The sequence below is a fragment of the Pseudomonas oryzihabitans genome (assembly GCF_007665395.1).
GTDB classification, from domain to species: Bacteria; Pseudomonadota; Gammaproteobacteria; order Pseudomonadales; family Pseudomonadaceae; genus Chryseomonas; species Chryseomonas psychrotolerans_C.
On sequence record NZ_VDND01000001.1, the window covers coordinates 875,841 to 895,875 of the forward strand.

Genomic DNA, 20,035 nt, shown 5'->3' on the forward strand with positions numbered 1-20,035 from the left:
CCGTCGTTGGGATGCATCGTGCAGACCTCGCTTCATATCAATGCCATCGCCGAAACCTCGGGCGAACACGTCCACGATTACCAGCAGGTGATGATCGGCCTGAGTGGGCGGATGGATTGCGAGCTCGCCACCGCCTCCGCGCCTCTGGTACGAGGCGCCGTAGGCCTCCTTCCCCAAGGTGAGCGTCACTGCTATGCCGGGCGCGATGCCAACTGCCGCGTACTGGTACTGGATTATCAGCAGGACGATCCTTTCATCCAGGCGCTGCGTCAGGCGTCTGGCGCCTCGGCTGACTGCCTGGGCCTGGGTGCCACGGCCAGTCTGTTCCGACCATCCGCGGCCTTGATTGGCTTGCTTGACTGGAGTGCCGCTCAAGGACGACTCGATCGGCTGCAGGTACCAGCCGTGCGCAACCAGTTGATCGCCAGCCTGCTGACCGAAATCGTGGTAGGTGAAAGCTCGCCGACCAGGCAAAGCCTGCAGCGCTCCAGGATCAGCTTGGAGGCCCTGCGTGCCTGGGTGGATGCTCATATCGCCGAGCCTATCGGCGTCACCGATCTAGCCGCGGCGTTCTACCTGAGCGAAAGCCACTGCTTCGTCGCGGTCAAGACCCTGGTTGGCTGCTCCCCCATGCAGTTCGTGACGCGGCGGCGCATGCTCTTGGCCATGCAACTACTAAGAGGCTCATCGCTACGGCTTGAACACATTGCCTTACGAGTAGGCTATATCGAGCTAAGTAGCTTCAGTAAAGCCTTTCGACGTCACGTAGGTGTAGCCCCTGGCGTCTTTCGAAAAAGTGACCAGAAAGTGGCACTCAAAGACTAAGCGCTGCCTGAGCTCTCTCTTCAACCGCGCAAGTAATAGCCTTGAAGGGCGGCTTGAAAGAAGCCTGGTGGTTCCAGCAATCGAGCGACTCATCGCTCGTTCGGTTAGTGCCTCACCCTTCATTTTCGCGAGGGGTAGATCGATTAACGAGCTTTCACGCTGGAACTGCTATCGCCACCGGCTAGCTAGCCATTGAGAATAGGCAGCTCATGGCTGCCTTTTCCTCGCATAGCCGCACTAGGGTAACGCGCAGCCCTTCTGCTTGAGCGCGGCCAATACCCAGCTGCGGTCATTCGACCCTTCGGCGATCTGCTTCATCTGCTGCGCCTCAGCGGCATGCTTGGCGAAGGCGCGGTCGTAGACGTCGGCCACGTGATCGTAGGGCACGCAGAGCAGGCCATCGTCGTCACCGAGGATCAGGTCGCCCGGCTCGATGACCATACCGTCGATGGCGATGGGCACGTTGATCTCCCCTGGACCATCCTTGTACGGCCCCCGGTGGGAAACACCGGCGGCAAACAGCGGGAAGTCTCCAGCGCCGATACTGGCCACATCGCGAATGGCACCGTCGACCACGATGCCGGCCACCCCTCGCTTGACCGCGTAGGAGACCATGATTTCGCCCAGCTGGGAGTTGGTCAGGTCACCGCCGGCATCCACCACGATGACGTCACCTGGCTGGGCGATGTTCAGGGCATAGTGCAGCATAAGGTTGTCGCCTGGGCGCGTCTTCACCGTCAGGGCCGGTCCGGCCAGCAAGCCTTGCCGATGCATGGGGCGCAGGCGCGAGCCTCCGGCGGTCATCCGGTTCATGGAGTCGCTGACATTCGCGACCGGGATCTCGCGGTAGCGCGCCACCCAATCGGCGGCGACCTTGCGTTGGGCGTTGAGAACTCTGAATCCGATGGTCATGGGCATTTTCCTTGTGAGCATTGTTGGATGCCGCTGGTGCGGGTAAAGCGGTGGCGAAACCTTATGTTTGGTAGCTTTCCGATGATCAAGACCGGGCAGGGACTGACCGAGCGAGACGCCGCCGCTACGGCACGGGCGTAAGTGGCTCTTGCCCAGCCAGCACCTGATGGATGTTATCCAGGGCAAGGCGCAGCTTGGCGTGCCTGGTTTCTTCAGTCGCAGACCCTAGGTGCGGGGTGAGGATCACGTTATCCAGCGCGGCCAGTCTGGACCCGATTAGCGGCTCTTTCTCGAAAACATCCAGTGCGGCGCCTCGTATCGACCGGCGTTCGAGTGCCTCGATAAGATCAGCTTCATTTACCACCGTGCCTCGCGATACGTTGATCAACACACCCCTGGCACCGAGGCAGGACAGGATCGAGCCATTGATGAGGTGGTGGGTCTTTTCCCCACCAGGGCAGCACAGGATGAGAATGTCGGCAAAGGTCGCGAGCTCTTGCAGATCACTCATGAAGGTATAGGGCGCGTTTTTTACCTCCTCTCCGCAGTAGGCGATATCCACGTCGAAGGTGGACAGACGACGCGCTATCCCTTGTCCGATACGCCCTAGCCCCACGATGCCCACCCGCTTTCCAGCGAGACTCGACGCCAGTGGAAAAAGCTGGTGTTCCCAACTGCCGTCGCGGACAAATCGGTCAGCGGACGGTATCCGTCGCAACAGTGACAGCAGCAGTCCAATGGCAAGTTCACACACCGCTGCATCCAGCACCCCTGGCGTATGGGTTACCACCACACCGGCAGTACGCGCCGCGTCGAGCGGGATACCGTCAAAACCCACACCCGAAGTCGAAATTATCTTCAGCTTGGGCAGTTGGCTCACCAATCCAGCGGGTAGTTGATAACTACTCCGGGTCAGGACGGCCTCTATGACGTCTGCCAGCGCTGGACTCCGCTGCAAATCCTCCTCGGTATGGCGCTGCAGCTCGGCATCGATGACCTGCTGTTGCGCGGAGGGAAATTCGCCAACCTGGAGTACGTTTGGTAGGGACATGATGTTCTCCCAGTGGCCTATCTTATGAAGAGACCGATGTCCAGCGGCCGTACTTGGCAACCTGGGCTTCATCGAAGTCAAAGCCCAATCCCGGGGTCTGGTGCAGGACGACGTGGCCATTCTTTTGCGTCATCTGGCGATCCAGCAATCGCCGGAAATTCAGCACCTGGTCATCCCAGAAGAATTCGACATACCGCGCGTTCTGGGTCGCGGCGACCAAGGGAGCATGCACGTCGTGGAACCAGTGCGGGCACATCTGGATTCCGTAGCCGGAGGCCATCGCGGCGATTCGCCGCCATTCGGTGATGCCACCGCAGACGGCGGCGTCGGTTTGCAGAATGGCGGCACCGCCCATGTCGAGCAGTTGTTTGTGGTACCAGCGGCCATAACCGATTTCGGCGGTCGCCACCGGAATGCGGGTCAGCTTCGCCAGGCGCGCATGACTTTCGATGTCATCCGGGCTGAAGGGCTCTTCGATGAAATAGGGATCGTACTGCTCGAAGCGACGCAGGTATTGCATCGCCTGGACGGTATCGATCCAGCCATTGTTGCAGTCCAGCATCAGCTCGACGTCGGGGCCAATGGCCTCGCGCGCCGCCTTGACCCGTGACTCTTCGCCTGCCGGACTCCAGCGCCCCGTCTTCATCTTCACCGCCGTGAAGCCCTGCTCCACATAGCTGGCCATCTCTTCGCCAACCTGGTCCGCGGTCTTGCCGTCCACATAGTAGCCACCGCTGGCGTAGGCCGGCACGGTTTCCAGCTCGACCGCACCCAGGTACTGGTGCAGGGGCAGACTGGCAGTCCGAGCATTCAGGTCCCAGAGGGCGATGTCCAAGGCACTGAGGGCGCGCATCACGGTGCCCATGCGCCCCTGCAGCAAGGCTTCCTGGTACATCTCCTTCCACAGCCCTTCGACCGCCAGGGAGTCGCGGCCAATGATCACGGGTGCCAGCAACTGCTCCACCGCCACGCGGAACAGCTCGCCAGCGGCATTGCCCACATAGCAGAAGCCAATGCCTTCCACGCCGTCGCTGCTGCGGATCTTGACCAGGCCATAGTGACGATCAACCACGGTACGATTGGCCAGGTAGGTGACCTTGTCGAGGGGTATGCGAGCGACACAGACGTCGATGGATTGGATGATGGCCACGGTTTTTCCTCAGGTCTTCAACGGATTCGGTCCAGAGACTTTGCCCGTCAGAAGGAATCCAAAAAACCTGCAGTCAGCGCGTTCAGATGACGTAAAATACGTCGAATGGATACCCGATTTCTCAATAGCTTCATCGCCGTGGTGGAAAGCGGCTCGATTGCTGGCGCAGCTCGCAGGCTGAACCTGGCACCCACGACCATCACCCAGCAGATGAAGGCGCTGGAAGCCGACCTCGGCTGCGAACTGGTCATGCGGGTCGGGCGTACGGTGAAGCCAACGGTGGTGGGCGCGCGCATCGTCGAGCAGGCGCGTGATGTCCTTCGGGGCGTCAGGGATCTGCGCTCGGCGGCATCCGATACGGCCCTGCCAGCAGGGCCCCTGCTACTGGGCGCTACACCGACCGCGCTGACGGGGTTGCTGCCCGCCATCCTCAGGCGATGGATGAGCGCCTATCCAGAAACGCAGATATTCATCGAGCCGGGGACCTCGGCCACGCTGCTGCAACGGGTCATGTCTGGCCAATTGGATGCAGCCATCCTGGTCCACCCCACCTTCGCCCTGGACAAGACCTGTTTCTGGCAGCCGCTACGGGAAGAGCCACTCATGCTGCTCACGCCCGCGGAGATGAAGGTTCGCGACGTCCTGCGGACGGCGGCACGGGAGCCCTTCATCCAGTACGACAGAAACGTGGTCGCCGGACGAATGGCCGATGATTATTTGCGCGGCCACGGCATCCAGCCACGGGTTCGTTTCGAGCTGGATGGCATCGAGCATATTGCTCAATTGGTAGCCGAGGGGTTTGGGGTTTCCATCCTTCCAGACTGGCCGGTAGCGGGGTCACCCGATGCCCGCACGAAACGCTGGAAGCTTCCAGCGCCCTACCCTTCGCGCAGGGTGGGATTGGTCTGGCTACGCCAATCGGCTCGGTCACCGCTCGCCAGAGCCCTGTATGAGTTGACCAAGGCGGTGTGACGCACCGCTCGAGGAACGCCTTCGTATCATCATCAGGCGCCCGGGCTATCGAAGTGGTATCCGACCTCGTCCTCGTAGAGCCGTGGCAGAGGAAGCAGCTCCTAACGGCGAAGCTTCACCTCCACCGCTGCTGTCGATCCAACGCGGGGTAGCAGGCTGTGCGCCGGTCTCCAGCATCCTGCCGGGTGGTAATACCTGTTCCCGACTTCTTGCCCCGAACCAGCGGCACCAGGTAAATCCGCGCCGTTGGTCGTCGTCCCGGCGCCTGCAGGATTCGTCGCTAGCAAGGGATTCGTCTGACGACTATCGTTGCGCTAGCTCCATAGGCGGACGGACCGCTCCGACCCACTCGATGAAGGGATAACTCGATGGACACTCCTCCCCCGTACTGGCGGGCCGCCAGCCTGCTGGCCGTCGCCGCCGCTGCCATGGCGCCTGCCGCCCATGCCGCACTCGCCCTGCTGGAACCCCAAGCCTATCGCGCCGATGGCCAAACCCTGGACGTCGGCGGCGACGCTGCCCATGGTTATATCGAGGTGACCAAGAAACTCGCTGCCGGCGAGCCCTTCTACCTGTTCGCCCGCGGGACCGCCACCAGCGACACGACGGGTAATCTGATGCTGGGGCTGAGGATCGCCTGTGGCACCGAGTATCTGTGGAGCACGCGCAATCATGAAGGCAATGACGCCTACGGCAACCCCAAGGGCCAACTTCAGGAAGACGTGAGATACCTCTTCGTTCCGGCAAGCGCGGGCACCTACACCTGTAAGCTCCAGGGTCGCAACCTCAGAGGTGATGGGGCTCTGAGCAGCAATTCCTGGACGCTGCTCAGCGGCGATTCGAACACCTACCTAAGCTGGGCCAGTGGTGTCCAGGGCGCTGCCTGGGGAACGGAGAACGACGAGAGTGACTATGCGCTCGCGCAAAAGGCGGGGCGCCTGGGTGACGCCGGCAGCCAATGCAGGAACCGCGCGGGCGACGATGTGGATGATGACAAAAATACCACCACCTACTGCAGGAAGTCCGTGCACCTCGGCCTGAAGCTGCCTGCGGGTTCGAACGAGTATGCACTGCGCTCCGCGCGCTGGACGCCCGCCCCCGGCGTGACGTCGATCAAGGCCATAGGCGACATCGAAATGACCGTCTGCTACGACGGCACCGGCTCCTGTCCGGAATATGCCTACGGGACGCCCGACCAGAAAGGCCTCGGCAGCGTGGTCAACAGCCGCCTGGTCGTCTATCAGATGTCCACCGGCTCCTCGGTACCCTGTGCTACGTCCTACTACCCAAGCAGCGGGTTCCAGCGCACGGCGATCACCACTGACGCCCATCATCAAAAGATCTACCACACCCTCGATAGCGTACCGGTATCGAGCAGCTGCGGCGCGGACAGCTACTTCCTCAGCAAGGTGGAGGTGAATCTGGTCAGCGGCAACCCGGTCCGGATCGAAGGATCGCGGTACTCTCAAAACATGCTCTTGAACAACTAAGTGTCTTGGGTTCGTCAGAACTCTTATCGAGCTGTAGTCGCCCATCGTTGCCGATACCTGGCAGGCAGGAGTGCCGCCTTTCTGGATCCTTGCACTCCTCGCCATCGCGCTGTGACCGCAGAGAGGCCGCTGGCTGCCGCGAGGACAGGTCATTTCGCGGTAGGCCCGAGGCTAGACGCGTCGCGGACCAGTCATGACGTATCGTGCCGAGCGTCCTGTTCCCCACCGCGCTCCGCAGGCGTACAGGTTGTCACGCCACGTTATAAGCGCCAGGAAAGCTGACCAAGCAGCACCTTGAGAATTTGAATGTTCATAGTTCGAGGTCAGCGCAACTCGGCGCCAAAGTTCGAGGTCATCTCGGCAGCTAACGGCGGTCTTTCAAGAAAACCAGGAAACAGTTTCAGCGAGGGGCTGGTGTCGAGGAGGAGCGCCGGAGGGCACTCTTCACGTACCCCTGGGCGACGGCGGATGCTCGAATGAAAGACACGCTGATAGCAATAAGAAAGATTACCGCAACTTCCGATTGCAACCGCGAAGTATTTGCCAACCTCATGCGACTAGTGCAGATCGCAGGTAACAAACCGGGCTGCACCTTCTCACAACTCTACGCCACCCTAAGCCAGACAAACGAGTGGATCGTGATCGAGGGATGGCGAAATGAGGAGGCTTTATCGCGCCATGAAACGAGCCCAGAAAAAGCCGATCTCGATAGCCTGATCAAAAGCAAGGCGAGTGTCAGCTGTGTAGTCGCAGTGACCATCGAGTCCACAAATGCGCAGCCCGCGGTGTACGAGCCACATTTCTGGATTGGTGACAGGCTTCCCTAGCAACCCGACAATAACTGTCGAGCCTGAGCAGAAATACTTAGGCTCGACCGAGACCGATGCGCTACATAGCCCTTTACTTCAGGTTAATTCGATAGACCCTTATTGGCCATTCAACCTTGGAAACTCCATCATTGAACAATCCTACGCGATCCACCTGGGCCGCGGGGAGATACAAGAACCCTTTACTGTCGATGGCGGGCGCATCTACCCAGTGAAGTCGACGATCCTTTACAACCACCTCGACTTTGCCAGCCACAGTAATTCGCTTTACGCTGTTCTCCGCGAGATCACTATAATAAAAGTTACCCTGCTTATCCATGACAGTGCCGCCGACCGGGGGAAGGTCACGCCAAAACTCGACGCCCTGCTCCACCTCCGCATCGGTTCGAGTGGCGTCATCAAGCAACGCCGTCCGAATGCGGTACCAAGGCCCTTCCAAAGAAGCGAAATAGAGCCACTGGCCATCGCCAGAAACTTCCAGCGGATCGGCATGAACCTGGAGTGGCTGGCCATTCGGTGCGTGGAGGATTTTTTCGTCCACTATGATCCTTCTATCGGCCGGCGCTCGAACAGCGGCGCTATTATCGAGCACCCTACGCGCAGCACCCGTGTTGAGGTCCAAGACGACAACGCCCGGATTACCCGCATCGGTCAAGTAGGCGTGACCCTGGTTCAGGCGAATGTCATCGATATAGCTGCCGTCTTTTGCAATGTGCTCACTGAGGGTATAAACCCTGACGATGACGTTCGTTCGCGGATTTATCACCACGACCTTCGCACCGCCCGGCACCACGGATCCACCAAACCCGGTAACACCGGCATCCACTATCCAAAGATTCCCATCAGTGCCGAAGCGCATCGCGTTCACATTGATGAACCTCTCCGCAGGAGGTATCTCACCGGACCTACTATTCCACCGGGCATTGGGGAACGGCGTCGCCTTACCGGCGGCGTCCAGCTTGGATACCGACGGCCCCGTCACCCCCATCCAGGTAGGGCCCGACACATAGAGTTCGCCGTTGGCATCCACGGCGACCGCATTCCACACATCCGTATGCGACTGCGCGACGGTCTGCAGGGTTGGCGAAGCGGTCTCAGCCAGGACCGGAGTCATGGCACCAAAGGATGCGAACAACGCAAACAGGCTAATTCTCTTGATCTTACGCACTGCATATTCCTCACCTGACATGAATAGGCAATGGTTGTCTTTCTAGACAGACTAAAAAACCCCTTCCAGCCGCTAAAGAATTTCCACAAAATGAATAAAATCGTCCGCGTCGATGACCTTCAAGTGTTTGTCACGAGTGCATCAGCAGGCAGTTTTTCCGCTGCGGCTCGTATACTCAACATTTCACCAGCACTGGCCAGTGGCGCTATCCAGCGTTTGGAAGGCATCTTGGACGTCAGGCTGTTCGTACGTTCAACGCGAAGCCTACGCATGAGTGACGATGGCGAACGCTATCTTCCCCATGCGATGGACGTTCTGAGCGCACTGGACAATGGGGAACAAGCCCTGGCAACCGATCAAGCCGAGATTGCCGGAACCCTCAAGCTATCCATGCCTTCGGATATTGGTCGTAACGTCATTCTGCCCTGGCTAGACGAGTTTCAAGCGCTCTACCCTAAACTTCGTTTTCAACTTCGAATAAGCGATCAGGTTGCCGACCTCTATAGCGAGCACCTGGACGCCACCCTCAGATATGGCCAACTGGCTGATTCCAGCCTGGTATCGCTATCCCTGGCACCGCTCAATCGTCGAACGCTCTGCGCCTCCCCCGGCTTTTTAAGAGAGCATGGTTATCCGTCCTGTCCTGAGGAGCTCGTCAGGTTCAATTGCTTGCGCTACGTGATGGGAGAGCAGACCCATGATCGCTGGGTGTTCGAGGAGAATGGGGAAACGAAAAGCATACACGTCAACGGTGACAGAACCAGTAATGACGCCGATGTAGTAAGGCGATGGGCGGTCGCTGGGCGAGGAATCATCTACAAATCGAGGATAGACGTACTGGAAGATATAAAGGCCGGCAGATTGATCGAACTCCTGCCTGAGGTGCTGGGACAGCCGGCACCGCTGCAACTCGTGTGCGCGCATAGAAAGTCGCTTACCTTGCCCATACAAAAACTCAAGCAATTCCTCGGAGAAAAGTTCAGCGCCTATGAAGGTTAGCAGTCCATAAGTCGGCAGCCTGAATCTAACAAGCAGGCACCACTCAAACGGCCAACAGCTTCTTCACAATCAAGAAGAATTTACCCGGTTTTCTTGAAAATCGTTTTGGAGTCGTGCTGCTAGTCTTGGGCCACCCACCACTCTGCAAGGCGATAATCGATGAAAGCCATAGTGTTCCGGCAGGCAGGTCTCCCGCTCGAAGACCCGCAGGCCCTGTATGAAGAAACGCTCGAAAAGCCAGTTCCGAAGGATAGAGACCTGCTGGTAGAAGTCGCTGCCCTCTCGGTAAATCCGGTTGATACGAAAGTCAGACAGGGCGGCGCTACCAACGGTCCTCGTGTCCTGGGCTGGGACGCCGTCGGTATCGTCCGAGAAATCGGCAAGGATGTGTCCTTATTCAAAGTGGGCGACGAAGTTTTCTACGCGGGCGCCATCGATCGGCCTGGGTGCTATAGCGAATTCCACCTGGTCGACGAGCGAATGGCTGGAAGGAAACCCCGGACGATAGACAACGCCCACGCGGCGGCCCTACCGCTTACATCGATCACTGCCTGGGAGCTGCTGTTTGACCGACTGTCCATAAGGGAAGGCGACGGAGAAGGTCAATACTTGCTTATCATTGGTGCCGCGGGCGGAGTCGGCTCGATACTTACTCAGCTGGTTCGAAAACTAACCAAGCTGACGATCGTGGGGACGGCATCACGCCCGGAAACCACGGCGTGGGTAAAGGAACTGGGAGCACACCATGTCATCAACCACAATCTGCCGCTGGCCGATCAGCTGACGCTACCCGATGGTCACCTTTTCAACTACGCAGTAAGCCTCACGCATACCGACAAGTACCTTGGTCAAATCGTAGACCTGCTCACTCCCCAAGGCAAACTTGCACTGATCGACGACCCCCAGCAGCTCGACGTTTCATTATTGAAGAGAAAATGTCTTTCTCTACACTGGGAGCTCATGTTTACCCGCGGCCTTTATCAGACACCCGACCTGATAAAACAGCACGAACTACTCAACAAGGTCGCCGCGCTGATCGACCAAGGCATCATTAAAACGACTGCCACCGCGCATTTCGGCAGGATCAACGCAAAGAACCTCAAGCGCGCCCACGCGCTCATCGAAAGCGGAAGATCGCGGGGAAAAATCGTTCTCGAAGGTTTTTAGCTCACCCTGAATCCTTTACCACACGGGAATCATCCATGACCCAGCTCATTCGATTAGGCTGCATCGATCTCAGCTTTCATGCCGTGAGTGCCGCGCTCATTCAGGTCATATTCGAGCGTTACGGCTTCCAGGTGGAGATCGACAAAGCTCCCCATGAAGAAACGTTTCAGCGATTCGATGCCGCTCGCGTCGACATTCTCGTTTCGGCCTGGTTACCCGCCAGTCATGGCGCCTATCTGGCAGCGCTGAAGCGACCGAATAGCAAGGTTACCGTTCTTTATGAGCCCTATTGCATCTGGGGTGTCCCTGACTACATACCCGAGCATGCACTCAAGAGCATAACGGACTTGACGAAGCCGGAAATACTGAAAGCAACGAGTCGCTGCATCCAGGGCATCAACGCCGGGGCGGGAATCAGCCGATTTTCCAAAGCGATCATCCAGCAGTACGGTCTCGACAGTGAAGGGTATTTCTTTGCCGAGGGTGCGGGCACAACCTGCTTCGACAGATACCAGCGCTCCTATGCAGCCAAGGAATGGTTCGTCGTGCCGCTATGGCATCCCCAGTTCCTTCATCATCGCTATGCCATCCGCGCACTCGAGGATCCCCTTGGGCTTCTGGGTGGACGAGACGAAGCGACACTGATTGTCGCCAACGATCTGCTGGAGAAACTACCCGGCCCCCTGATCGAAGACCTGCGGCAGCTGCGACCGGGCAATGCGGTGATCAGTCAGCTTGACCATGGGTGCCGTTACGAAGACCTCTCGCCCCATGCGGCCGCGGAGCGATGGATGCAGCGGCATCAATAAACTCAGCCGTACCAGGCAGCAACAGCTGGCGGAGGAGCGCAGACAGCGGGTTTGGATGGACGGACAGGCGCGCATGGCAGCCGAACGTGCCCAGGCGCGCCTGGGGATTACCCGCTCGGCATCTCCATCGACAGCGAGCTGACAGCCAGGATCCTGCTATCCACCCGAGCAGCAGTAAGCGGTGAAGGTCGGCCGCCTCGCACTGACCGAGGCGGTCGCCGCTGTCACGTTAGCCGCTGGAACAGGGGCAAGCCATCCGCTGCCCCGCTAGGCTCGTCCAGCGCTGTGGCACTGCCACCCCTGTTCAGCCAGGGTACCGCGCGCTCCACCAGGCGGTTGCCGCGATTCCCAGGCTTTTGGTGTCGCGCGGCAGGACAGCACCCATGACGCTTTTGTCATCCGCAGGTCAGCCTGCAGTCCCTCCTGCCCTCCTACAGTGGCCCGGTCAGCAAAACGCTGCCCCACTCAAGAGGACTCACCATGAAAGCGCTCATTCTCGGTATCGTTGGCCTGATCCTTAGCGGCTCTGCGCTGGCGGATACCAGCAGTGCCACCCCCATCCACGACAAGCCTGGCTTCTTCGCCCACCTCGACATCGACAAGGTCGTCAGCCAGACCGACCTGGCTTCGCGCTGCGGCATCGTCCCGGCCCACCTCGATTACCTGGATCACGCCGGCCAGGAGCATGTGCTGGACTACCTGGCGTATGGTACTGGTTGCTACAACGAGAATTGACGCCTTGCCCATGCCAGGTGCCGGCCAACTACCTGATCGAAAGCCTTTCCGAGGCGGACCGGCCCGCTGCGTCTCGACCAGGGATCTGCACAAGCAGACTCGGGCCGATTCGATCGACAGGGCCGGCTCCTGCCGATCGAGCGCTGAGCGGACTAGGGCGCGCTGCGTCTCAGAACGCCTTACTTACCGTGACCCACCCTCTCACCGGTGACTGGTCTACCACCAGGGAAGGCTCGCTACCGATCCGGTTGGCGACGGAGAGCGATCCTTGCCACTGATCCGGCCCCCGCCAATTGAGGCCGACGCCGGCACCGGACAGGCTGCCACTGTTCTCGGCGTTGCCGGTTGGATGACGATTGACCTTCACATAAGCACTGTCCACGAAGGCTATCGCTTGCCAGTAACCCACCGGACCTGAGCCCAGGTCATGGCGTAGTTCGACAGTACCCGCGTAGCCGGTATCACCCGAGAGCGCGCCTATGTCATACGCCCGTACGCTATACGGACCACCAATCGTCATTTTCTCCGCAGAATCCAGGTTCACATCACTCCACTGCGCCGCCACGTTCACATAGAGCGCATTGGTAGGCGTGAGTCCCTGCAGCCGGGAAAGATTGAGGTTGAACTTGGAGAAGCTACCTTGCGCCTGCGCCGCCGTGTTGACCTCGTCGAACACGACCCGCCCGCTCGTGACGCCCACGCTCCAGAGGTTGATGGCGCCCGCGAGAACATCGTCGCGGAGATCGCCATTGAGCCCCAGCACCCAGTTGTTCAGATGCCTATCGGTCCGCAAGTCGGTCGCATCGATACGGTCGTCCAGCTGCTTCCGGTCGAATTGCGCCTGGACGTAGACGTTAGCAGTGCGACTCCGCATCAGCGGATGCCGTACCCAGGCGCTCCCCACCATGGCGGTGCCATTGGCGTCCAGGTCCGAGATATTGTCGCCCAATCGATAGCGAAGATAGGAATAGGACGCGCCAGCGCGGGTCCCCTGCCCATTCATCAGCGCCTCATAGGAGAAACGCCCATAGTTCATCCCGCTCCCGGTTGTCAGCAGCGTAGCGCTGAGCACGTCCCCCAGGTGAAGCGGATTGAGTACATTGAAGTTGGCCGATAGGCGTCCACGATCGGTGTACTTGTTGCCGTAGTTATCTAGCGATACGTTGGCAAAGGCGCTGGGATTTTGCTTGGTCGCGACAGTCAAGTCGGACGTCGCGACATCGCTACCAGGCTTGAGGGTCGCCGCGACCCCGACACCAGGGATGTCGGACAGCAACAGCAAGCTGCGGTTGAGCGAGCCGTCATCGATCACCGAGCCACTGTGCAGCGGCGCGATCGTAGCCTGCAGGAGACTATCGCGTACCTCGCTCTGGTTATCGAGTTGCACCTTGCCATAGTGAGCTTCGATCACCTGGATGGTGACCACCCCGTCTCGGATGGTCTGCGCGGGAATGATCGCCCGCGTCAGCTGGTAGCCATGATTCTGATAATAGGCGGTGATCCGACCGGCAAGGTCACCCACTTGGCGCAAGGTCAACGACTTCCCTTCCTCGCCGACGACGAGGCCGTGAAGAGCGTCGGTGGGAACTATCGTATTGCCCGTTATCCGGAGCTGCTTGACGAAGAAAGGAGCCGACTCCGGCAACGTCGCAGTGGTCTTCGGCTGCGTCTGCAACGAAGGCGCGGACGACGGCGGTGAAGACGGCAAGGTCGGCTGCAACTGCTGCAGGATGGTCCCGGCGTCCGGCGGGACCTGGGCGTGAACCGGCGCGGCGAGGCCATTCAGGAAGACAGCGGCAACCAGCGGTTTATAGGCCAGTGCGAAAACGTTTCTATTGTTCATGAAGACCTACTGGGAGACGCTGACAGCGACAGGAGGCAGTTGAACGCCGCCATTCTGGATACTGAGCATCGGTGCCTGGGTACCGAAGCCGACGGAGGTATTCACGAAAGCCGTATTGCCGTTATTGCCGGTGCGCGCATTACCGGCAACGCCGTCCTGTTGCGATTCACGTACCTCCAGGGTCGACGACAGGCTCAACGCGCGTGGCTGGGCAGTGGCCTGGACGGGCAGCACTGCCGACTGCACCTGAGCGACCGCGTTCTGCGTTGTCTGGAGCGAGCCCGTGGTAACGAGCGGCGTTGCGGGTTGAGCTGCAGCCGGGGCGGCAGGGATCGCGGTAATGCTGGCCAGCGTCGTGGTTTGGCCAGTCAGGGTGTAGTTGGCACTATCGCGACCATTCAAACCGTTGCTCAAGGTGACGAGCTTTCCATTGCCTACGGCAGCGTCCGCGAAGGCACCACTCGAAACCAGGCCGACGGCATCCCCACCCAGGAGCCCGGCCAATACCGCGTTGCCGGTATCGATGCTGGCCGTTTGCGTACCGTCAAAGGCTTTGTCGCTGGCAGTGATGCCGGACAGGGTAAGAGAGGCAGGCGTTATGTTCGCCGTAAAGCTCGAGGGGAGGATAAGTCGGTAGTTGTCGGCATCGGCGCCGCCGAGGGCGTAGCCACCAACCGTTACGGCCTTGCCATTGCCGACGTTCTTGTCGGCAAAACTGGCGCTACCGCCGCCCACTACCGAGACGATGTCATTACCGAAGGCACTGACCGAACCGGTTCCTGTTAGGGTCGCTGCGGTGGTGCCATCATAGACCTTGTTGCTGATACCCAAGCCCGACAGCAGCAGATCCGCCTTGCTGATGGTGGCGGTCAGGCCGGACGGTTGGACCAGGTTGTAGTTGCCAGCATCCGCGCCGCTCAGGCTGTAGCCACTGACGTTCACTGCCTTGTTGGCGCCCGCGTTCTTGTCGGCAAAGACGGCGCTGCCGCTACCCTGCACCGACACCACATCGCCACCGATCGCGCTGACCGAGCCGGTACCCGACAGGGTCGCCGCCGTGGTGCCGTCATAGACCTTGTCGCTGACGCTCACACCACCCAACGCCAAGGAAGCCTTGCCAATGGTGGCGGTCAGGCCAGACGGTTGGACCAGGTTGTAGTTACCCGCATCGGCGCCACTCAGGGTGTAGCCACCGACCGTGACGGCCTTGCCGCCACCGGCATTCTTGTCGCCGAAACTGGCACTCGCGCTGCCCGAGACGGTTACCGCATCGCTACCGAAGGCATTGACGGTGGCCGTCCCTACTACGTTCGCCGCAGTAGTGCCGTCGTAGGTTTTGTTTGCTGCGGCGACACCCGTAACGCTGATATTGGCCTTGGCGATATCCGCCGTCAGGCCGGTAGGCTGAACCAGATTGTAGTTACCGGCATCGGCACCACTGAGGGTGAAGCCGCTGATGGAAGCAGCCTTACCGCTGCCTGCATTCTTATCGGCAAAATTGGCGCTGCCACTGCCCGTGAGCGAGACCACATCACTACCGAAGGCACTGACCGAGCCGGTGCCTGTGAGGGTCGCTGCGGTGGTGCCATCGTAGACCTTGTTGCTGATACCCAGGCCCGACAGCAGCAGATCCGCCTTGCTGATGGTGGCGGTCAGGCCGGAGGGTTGGACCAGGTTGTAGTTGCCAGCATCCGCGCCGCTCAGGCTGTAGCCGCTGACGTTCACTGCTTTATTGGCCCCTGCATTCTTGTCAGCGAAGCTGGCGCTACCGCTGCCCGTTACCGAGACTACATCGCCACCGATCGCGCTGACCGAGCCGGTACCCGACAGGGTCGCTGCCGTAGTGCCGTCATAGACCTTGTCGCTGACACCCAGCCCTGCCAATACCAGGGAGGCCTTGCTGATGCTTGCGGTCAAACCACTAGGCTGGACCAGATTGTAGTTGCCCGCATCGGCGCCGCTCAGGCTGTAGCCACTGACCGTAACGGCTTTCCCGGTGCCGGCATTCTTGTCAGCGAAGCTGGCACTACTGCTACCCGAGACGGTTACCGCATCGCTGCCGAAGGCGCTGACGGTGGCAGTTCCCACAACGGTTGCGGCGGTGGTGCCGTCGTACGTTTTGTTGGCCGCGGCGACTCCCGTCACGCTGATACTGGCTTTGGCGATATCCGCCGTCAGACCGGTAGGCTGAACCAGATTGTAGTTACCGGCATCGGCGCCGGTCAGGGTAAAGCCGCTGACGGTAGCGGCCTTACCGCTGCCTGCATTCCTGTCCGTGAAGGCGGCGCTACCGCTACCGGCGACCGAGACTACGTCACTACCGAACGCACTGACCGAGCCGGTACCCGAGAGGGTTGCCGCGGTGGTGCCATCGTAGACCTTGTTGCTGATACCCAGGCCCGACAGCAACAGATCAGCCTTGCTGATGGTGGCGGTCAGGCCGGAGGGTTGGACCAGGTTGTAGTTGCCAGCATCCGCGCCGCTCAGGCTGTAGCCGCTGACGTTCACTGCTTTATTGGCCCCTGCATTCTTGTCAGCGAAGCTGGCGCTACCGCTGCCCGTTACCGAGACTACATCGCCACCGATCGCGCTGACCGAGCCGGTACCCGACAGGGTCGCTGCCGTAGTGCCGTCATAGACCTTGTCGCTGACACCCAGCCCTGCCAATACCAGGGAGGCCTTGCTGATGCTTGCGGTCAAACCACTAGGCTGGACCAGATTGTAGTTGCCCGCATCGGCGCCGCTCAGGCTGTAGCCACTGACCGTAACGGCTTTCCCGGTGCCGGCATTCTTGTCAGCGAAGCTGGCACTACTGCTACCCGAGACGGTTACCGCATCGCTGCCGAAGGCGCTGACGGTGGCAGTTCCCACAACGGTTGCGGCGGTGGTGCCGTCGTACGTTTTGTTGGCCGCGGCGACTCCCGTCACGCTGATACTGGCTTTGGCGATATCCGCCGTCAGACCGGTAGGCTGAACCAGATTGTAGTTACCGGCATCGGCGCCGGTCAGGGTAAAGCCGCTGACGGTAGCGGCCTTACCGCTGCCTGCATTCCTGTCCGTGAAGGCGGCGCTACCGCTACCGGCGACCGAGACTACGTCACTACCGAACGCACTGACCGAGCCGGTACCCGAGAGGGTTGCCGCGGTGGTTCCATCGTAGACCTTGTTATTGACGCCCAAGCCCGTCAGCAACAGATCAGCCTTGCTGATGGTGGCGGTCAGGCCAGACGGTTGGACCAGGTTGTAATTGCCTGCGTCGGCGCCGCTCAGGCTGTAGCCACTGACGTTCACTGCCTTGTTGGCGCCCGCGTTCTTATCGGCAAAGACGGCGCTGCCGCTACCCTGCACCGACACCACATCGCCACCGATCGCGCTGACCGAGCCGGTACCCGACAGGGTCGCTGCCGTGGTGCCATCGTAGACCTTGTCGCTGACGCTCACACCGCCCAACACCAAGGAAGCCTTGCCAATGGTGGCGGTCAGGCCAGACGGTTGGACCAGGTTGTAGTTACCCGCATCGGCGCCGCTCAGGGTATAGCCACTGACCGTGACGGCCTTGCCGCTACCGGCATTCTTGTCGCCGAAACTGGCACTCGCGCCGCCCGAGACGGCGACCGCATCGCTGCCGAAGGCATTGACGGTGGCGGTTCCCACCACGGTTGCGGCGGTGGAGCCGTCGTACGTTTTGTTGGCCGCGGAAACGCCCGTCACGCTGAGGTTGGCTTTGGCGATATCCGCTGTCAGGCCGGTAGGCTGAACCAGATTGTAGTTACCCGCGTCAGCGCCCGTGAGGGTGTAGCCACTCACCGTGACCGCCTTGCCCGTGCCGGCGTTCTTGTCAGCGAAGCTACTACCTGTACCGCTCCCCGACACACTGACCACATCACTACCGAGTGCTGATACCACGGCGCTGCCAGAGATCGTGGCGTTCGTCGTGCCGTCGTAGGTTTTGTTGTTAGCTGAAATACCGGACAGGCTCAGGTCGCGCTTGCTGATTGAGGCGGTGCTGCTATCCAGACCATTGAGCGCGTACTTAGACGCGCCGGAACCGCTCAGCGTGATACCGGAAACCGTAACCGCTTTGCCGGTGCCCACGTTCTTGTCGGCGAATGTCGCAGTGGCACCGCTGGTGTCGACAGTCACGTCCGAGGGGACACCACCGCGTACGGTAGCCGAGCTGATCGAAGCGGCCGTGCTGCCGTCGTAGGTCTTGTTGCCGATGACCGCTGCCAGGTTCACGTACATGTAGGTACTGAGCTTGCTGGCATCCGGCATTCTGATCAGCGGATCACCGTTGACATCGGTGAGACCCGCGTAATTGGTCGGCGAGGTATAGCTGCTCGGGTTGTAGTAGATCTGAACCGTGCCGGTGCTATTCCCGAAGATATTTGATTCGTTGCTAAGAAGGACGGTGCCGGTGCCCGTACCCGTGTTATCCGACCGCAGGATCATGTTGCCGGTGGCTGAGCCAGAATCAAGATTGGCGGTACCCTGCAGCTCGATGTTTCGGTAGGCGCTTAAGGTAAGCGTGGTGCCACTGGTCCAGTTCGACCCGCCGATCAGCGCGCCATTAGCCAAGATGATATCGCCGTTGCCGCTGTGGCCCGTGCAGGTTAGGCCGCCAGTACAGGTCGTCGTCGCGCCAGTCTTGATGGTCACGTTGGACGACTGCAGGGCGGCCGTCACATCGGTATCCTTGATATCGCCGGTACTATTGCCGTCGGAGTAAATGGTGAAGTCGTCTGGGTCGAGTAACCAATCTCCGGTCTGGCCATTAGGCGCCAGCGTGACGACAGAGGCATTCGAACCGATCGTCAGGTGCTTACCGGAGGTCTCGACGCTGCCGCCGTTACCGCTCGCCCTACCACCACGGGCACTGATGTGGCCGTCGAAGCGGGTCGCCCCGTCCGACCAGACGGCAACCTGACCACCATTTCCACTGCTGCGCGCATCCGCTTCGATCCGACTGCCCGCGGCGACCGTGGTGTTCGTCGCCCGCTGTTCAGATCCAAGACCTTTGAAATTGCCCCCGATCAGCGCTGAGCCACCGCCCGTATCACCGGACGCATCGATTCGGCTGTTGGCAGTCAGATTGACCGTCCCGCCCAGGACCTTGGCGCTACCACCGTGCTGGCCGGCAGCTACGCCTGCCACGTCCAGCGTTCCCTCGTTGGTCGTGGTGCCTGCACTGCCGGCCTCCAGCACGATGGTGCCATTGACGTTCTGCACGCTGCGCGCCTGCACGATGCCAGTGTTGTTCACCACACTGGCGAGGACCGTGTCGCGTGCGCCCGCGGACATCCACACCGCACCACCGTCGGCTTGCACCAGGCCGCCGTTTTCCGCCAGGGTATCGACAGTGCTCTTGTTGATCTGCAGATTCACCAGCTTGTCGCCAGTGAAGGATAGGGTCACCTCACTGCCGGCAGCCAAGGCCGCCGCGCCGCCGGGTGCCGTGATCGTGCCTTGGTTCTGGACCTGCTTGCCGACGAACGCGACATAGCCACCGTTCGCAGCGTTGATGGTGCCCTTGTTGACGACACTGCCAGCGCCTGTACCGCTGAAGGTCCGCGCATTGCCCGACGCGGCGCTGTCGTTGATATCCAGCGTGGAGGCCACCAAACCGCCGACGTTTACCTGAGCGCCAGAGCCGAAGACGATGCCATTGGGGTTGATCAGATAGACTTGGCCATTGGCGTTGAGCTTGCCCAGAAACTGGGTGGGGTTTTGATCGCCGATGCGGTTGACGGCGATCGCGGACGTCGAAGGCTGCGAGAAGTTGACCGTCTCTGAGGCGCTGGTGTTGAACGACTGCCAGTTCAACGAGAGATTTTGACTGCCCTGGTTGATCGTGGTGGTCGAGCCAGACTGATTGATCGTGCCGCTGCCGGCGGTGATCTGCCCCCCCGTCGGTCCTGCATGAGCGAGAGGTGCCACCATACTGGCGGTCACGACCACTGCCGCGCTGAGTTTACGGGTAACTTTCTTTCCTTGACCCCGGGTGAGCTCGGAGACCGCAACCCACGTTTGGTGCAGATCGCTCCATACCAAACGGTAGATGTGGTTCAGGGTTGCGTGTCGCATCTT

General features: G+C 60.3%; 14 protein-coding genes. 8 read left to right on the forward strand and 6 right to left on the reverse strand.

Going from position 1 to position 20,035, the window contains the following annotated elements:
• Positions 1 to 18: 18 nt before the first annotated feature.
• Complete coding sequence (locus FSV73_RS03825) at positions 19 to 825, forward strand: AraC family transcriptional regulator (protein ID WP_145004048.1); 807 nt, start codon at positions 19 to 21, stop codon at positions 823 to 825.
• 237 nt (positions 826 to 1,062) lie between these two features.
• Here FSV73_RS03825 and FSV73_RS03830 read toward each other — a convergent pair whose 3' ends face one another.
• The 3 genes from FSV73_RS03830 to FSV73_RS03840 form a co-directional block, all read right to left on the reverse strand.
• Positions 1,063 to 1,737 carry an RraA family protein gene (locus tag FSV73_RS03830; RefSeq protein WP_145004050.1) on the reverse strand — a complete coding sequence of 225 codons (675 nt, stop codon included), beginning with the start codon at positions 1,735 to 1,737 and terminating at the stop codon, positions 1,063 to 1,065.
• A gap of 124 nt (positions 1,738 to 1,861) precedes the next feature.
• Entirely contained in the window at positions 1,862 to 2,788 is a 927-nt protein-coding gene (locus FSV73_RS03835; protein ID WP_145004053.1) for a 2-hydroxyacid dehydrogenase, read from the reverse strand.
• Between the two features lie 22 nt (positions 2,789 to 2,810).
• On the reverse strand, positions 2,811 to 3,938 hold the full coding sequence (locus FSV73_RS03840; protein WP_145004056.1) for a mandelate racemase/muconate lactonizing enzyme family protein: 1,128 nt from the start codon (positions 3,936 to 3,938) through the stop codon (positions 2,811 to 2,813).
• A gap of 105 nt (positions 3,939 to 4,043) precedes the next feature.
• On the opposite strand from FSV73_RS03840, the gene FSV73_RS03845 reads away from it, so the two are divergent.
• The 3 genes from FSV73_RS03845 (at position 4,044) to FSV73_RS03855 (ending at position 7,227) form a co-directional block, all read left to right on the forward strand.
• A complete protein-coding gene (locus FSV73_RS03845) occupies positions 4,044 to 4,910 on the forward strand; it encodes a LysR family transcriptional regulator (protein WP_145004059.1) in 867 nt (288 codons plus the stop codon).
• 368 nt (positions 4,911 to 5,278) lie between these two features.
• Complete coding sequence (locus FSV73_RS03850; protein ID WP_145004062.1) at positions 5,279 to 6,400, forward strand: hypothetical protein; 1,122 nt, start codon at positions 5,279 to 5,281, stop codon at positions 6,398 to 6,400.
• Positions 6,401 to 6,876: 476 nt separating this feature from the next.
• Positions 6,877 to 7,227: a putative quinol monooxygenase gene (locus FSV73_RS03855; RefSeq protein ID WP_145004065.1), complete on the forward strand. Its 351-nt coding sequence runs from the start codon at positions 6,877 to 6,879 to the stop codon at positions 7,225 to 7,227.
• Between the two features lie 73 nt (positions 7,228 to 7,300).
• Here the strand turns inward: FSV73_RS03855 and FSV73_RS03860 are convergent, their stop codons facing one another.
• A complete protein-coding gene (locus tag FSV73_RS03860; protein WP_222119436.1) occupies positions 7,301 to 8,395 on the reverse strand; it encodes an SMP-30/gluconolactonase/LRE family protein in 1,095 nt (364 codons plus the stop codon).
• Between the two features lie 99 nt (positions 8,396 to 8,494).
• On the opposite strand from FSV73_RS03860, the gene FSV73_RS03865 reads away from it, so the two are divergent.
• The 4 genes from FSV73_RS03865 to FSV73_RS03880 all read left to right on the forward strand — a co-directional run bounded on the left by FSV73_RS03865 (position 8,495) and on the right by FSV73_RS03880 (position 12,105).
• A complete protein-coding gene (locus FSV73_RS03865) occupies positions 8,495 to 9,394 on the forward strand; it encodes a LysR family transcriptional regulator (protein ID WP_145004228.1) in 900 nt (299 codons plus the stop codon).
• 159 nt (positions 9,395 to 9,553) lie between these two features.
• On the forward strand, positions 9,554 to 10,561 hold the full coding sequence (locus FSV73_RS03870) for a zinc-binding alcohol dehydrogenase family protein (protein ID WP_145004071.1): 1,008 nt from the start codon (positions 9,554 to 9,556) through the stop codon (positions 10,559 to 10,561).
• Between the two features lie 35 nt (positions 10,562 to 10,596).
• Positions 10,597 to 11,370 carry a glycine betaine ABC transporter substrate-binding protein gene (locus tag FSV73_RS03875; RefSeq protein ID WP_145004074.1) on the forward strand — a complete coding sequence of 258 codons (774 nt, stop codon included), beginning with the start codon at positions 10,597 to 10,599 and terminating at the stop codon, positions 11,368 to 11,370.
• Between the two features lie 480 nt (positions 11,371 to 11,850).
• Positions 11,851 to 12,105: a DUF2790 domain-containing protein gene (locus tag FSV73_RS03880; RefSeq protein WP_145004077.1), complete on the forward strand. Its 255-nt coding sequence runs from the start codon at positions 11,851 to 11,853 to the stop codon at positions 12,103 to 12,105.
• 169 nt (positions 12,106 to 12,274) lie between these two features.
• Here FSV73_RS03880 and FSV73_RS03885 read toward each other — a convergent pair whose 3' ends face one another.
• Positions 12,275 to 13,948: a ShlB/FhaC/HecB family hemolysin secretion/activation protein gene (locus FSV73_RS03885; protein ID WP_145004080.1), complete on the reverse strand. Its 1,674-nt coding sequence runs from the start codon at positions 13,946 to 13,948 to the stop codon at positions 12,275 to 12,277.
• 6 nt (positions 13,949 to 13,954) lie between these two features.
• Positions 13,955 to 20,032 (reverse strand): YDG domain-containing protein, encoded by a 6,078-nt coding sequence (locus FSV73_RS03890; protein ID WP_186309143.1) that lies wholly within the window; start codon positions 20,030 to 20,032, stop codon positions 13,955 to 13,957.
• Between the last annotated feature and the right edge of the window lie 3 nt (positions 20,033 to 20,035).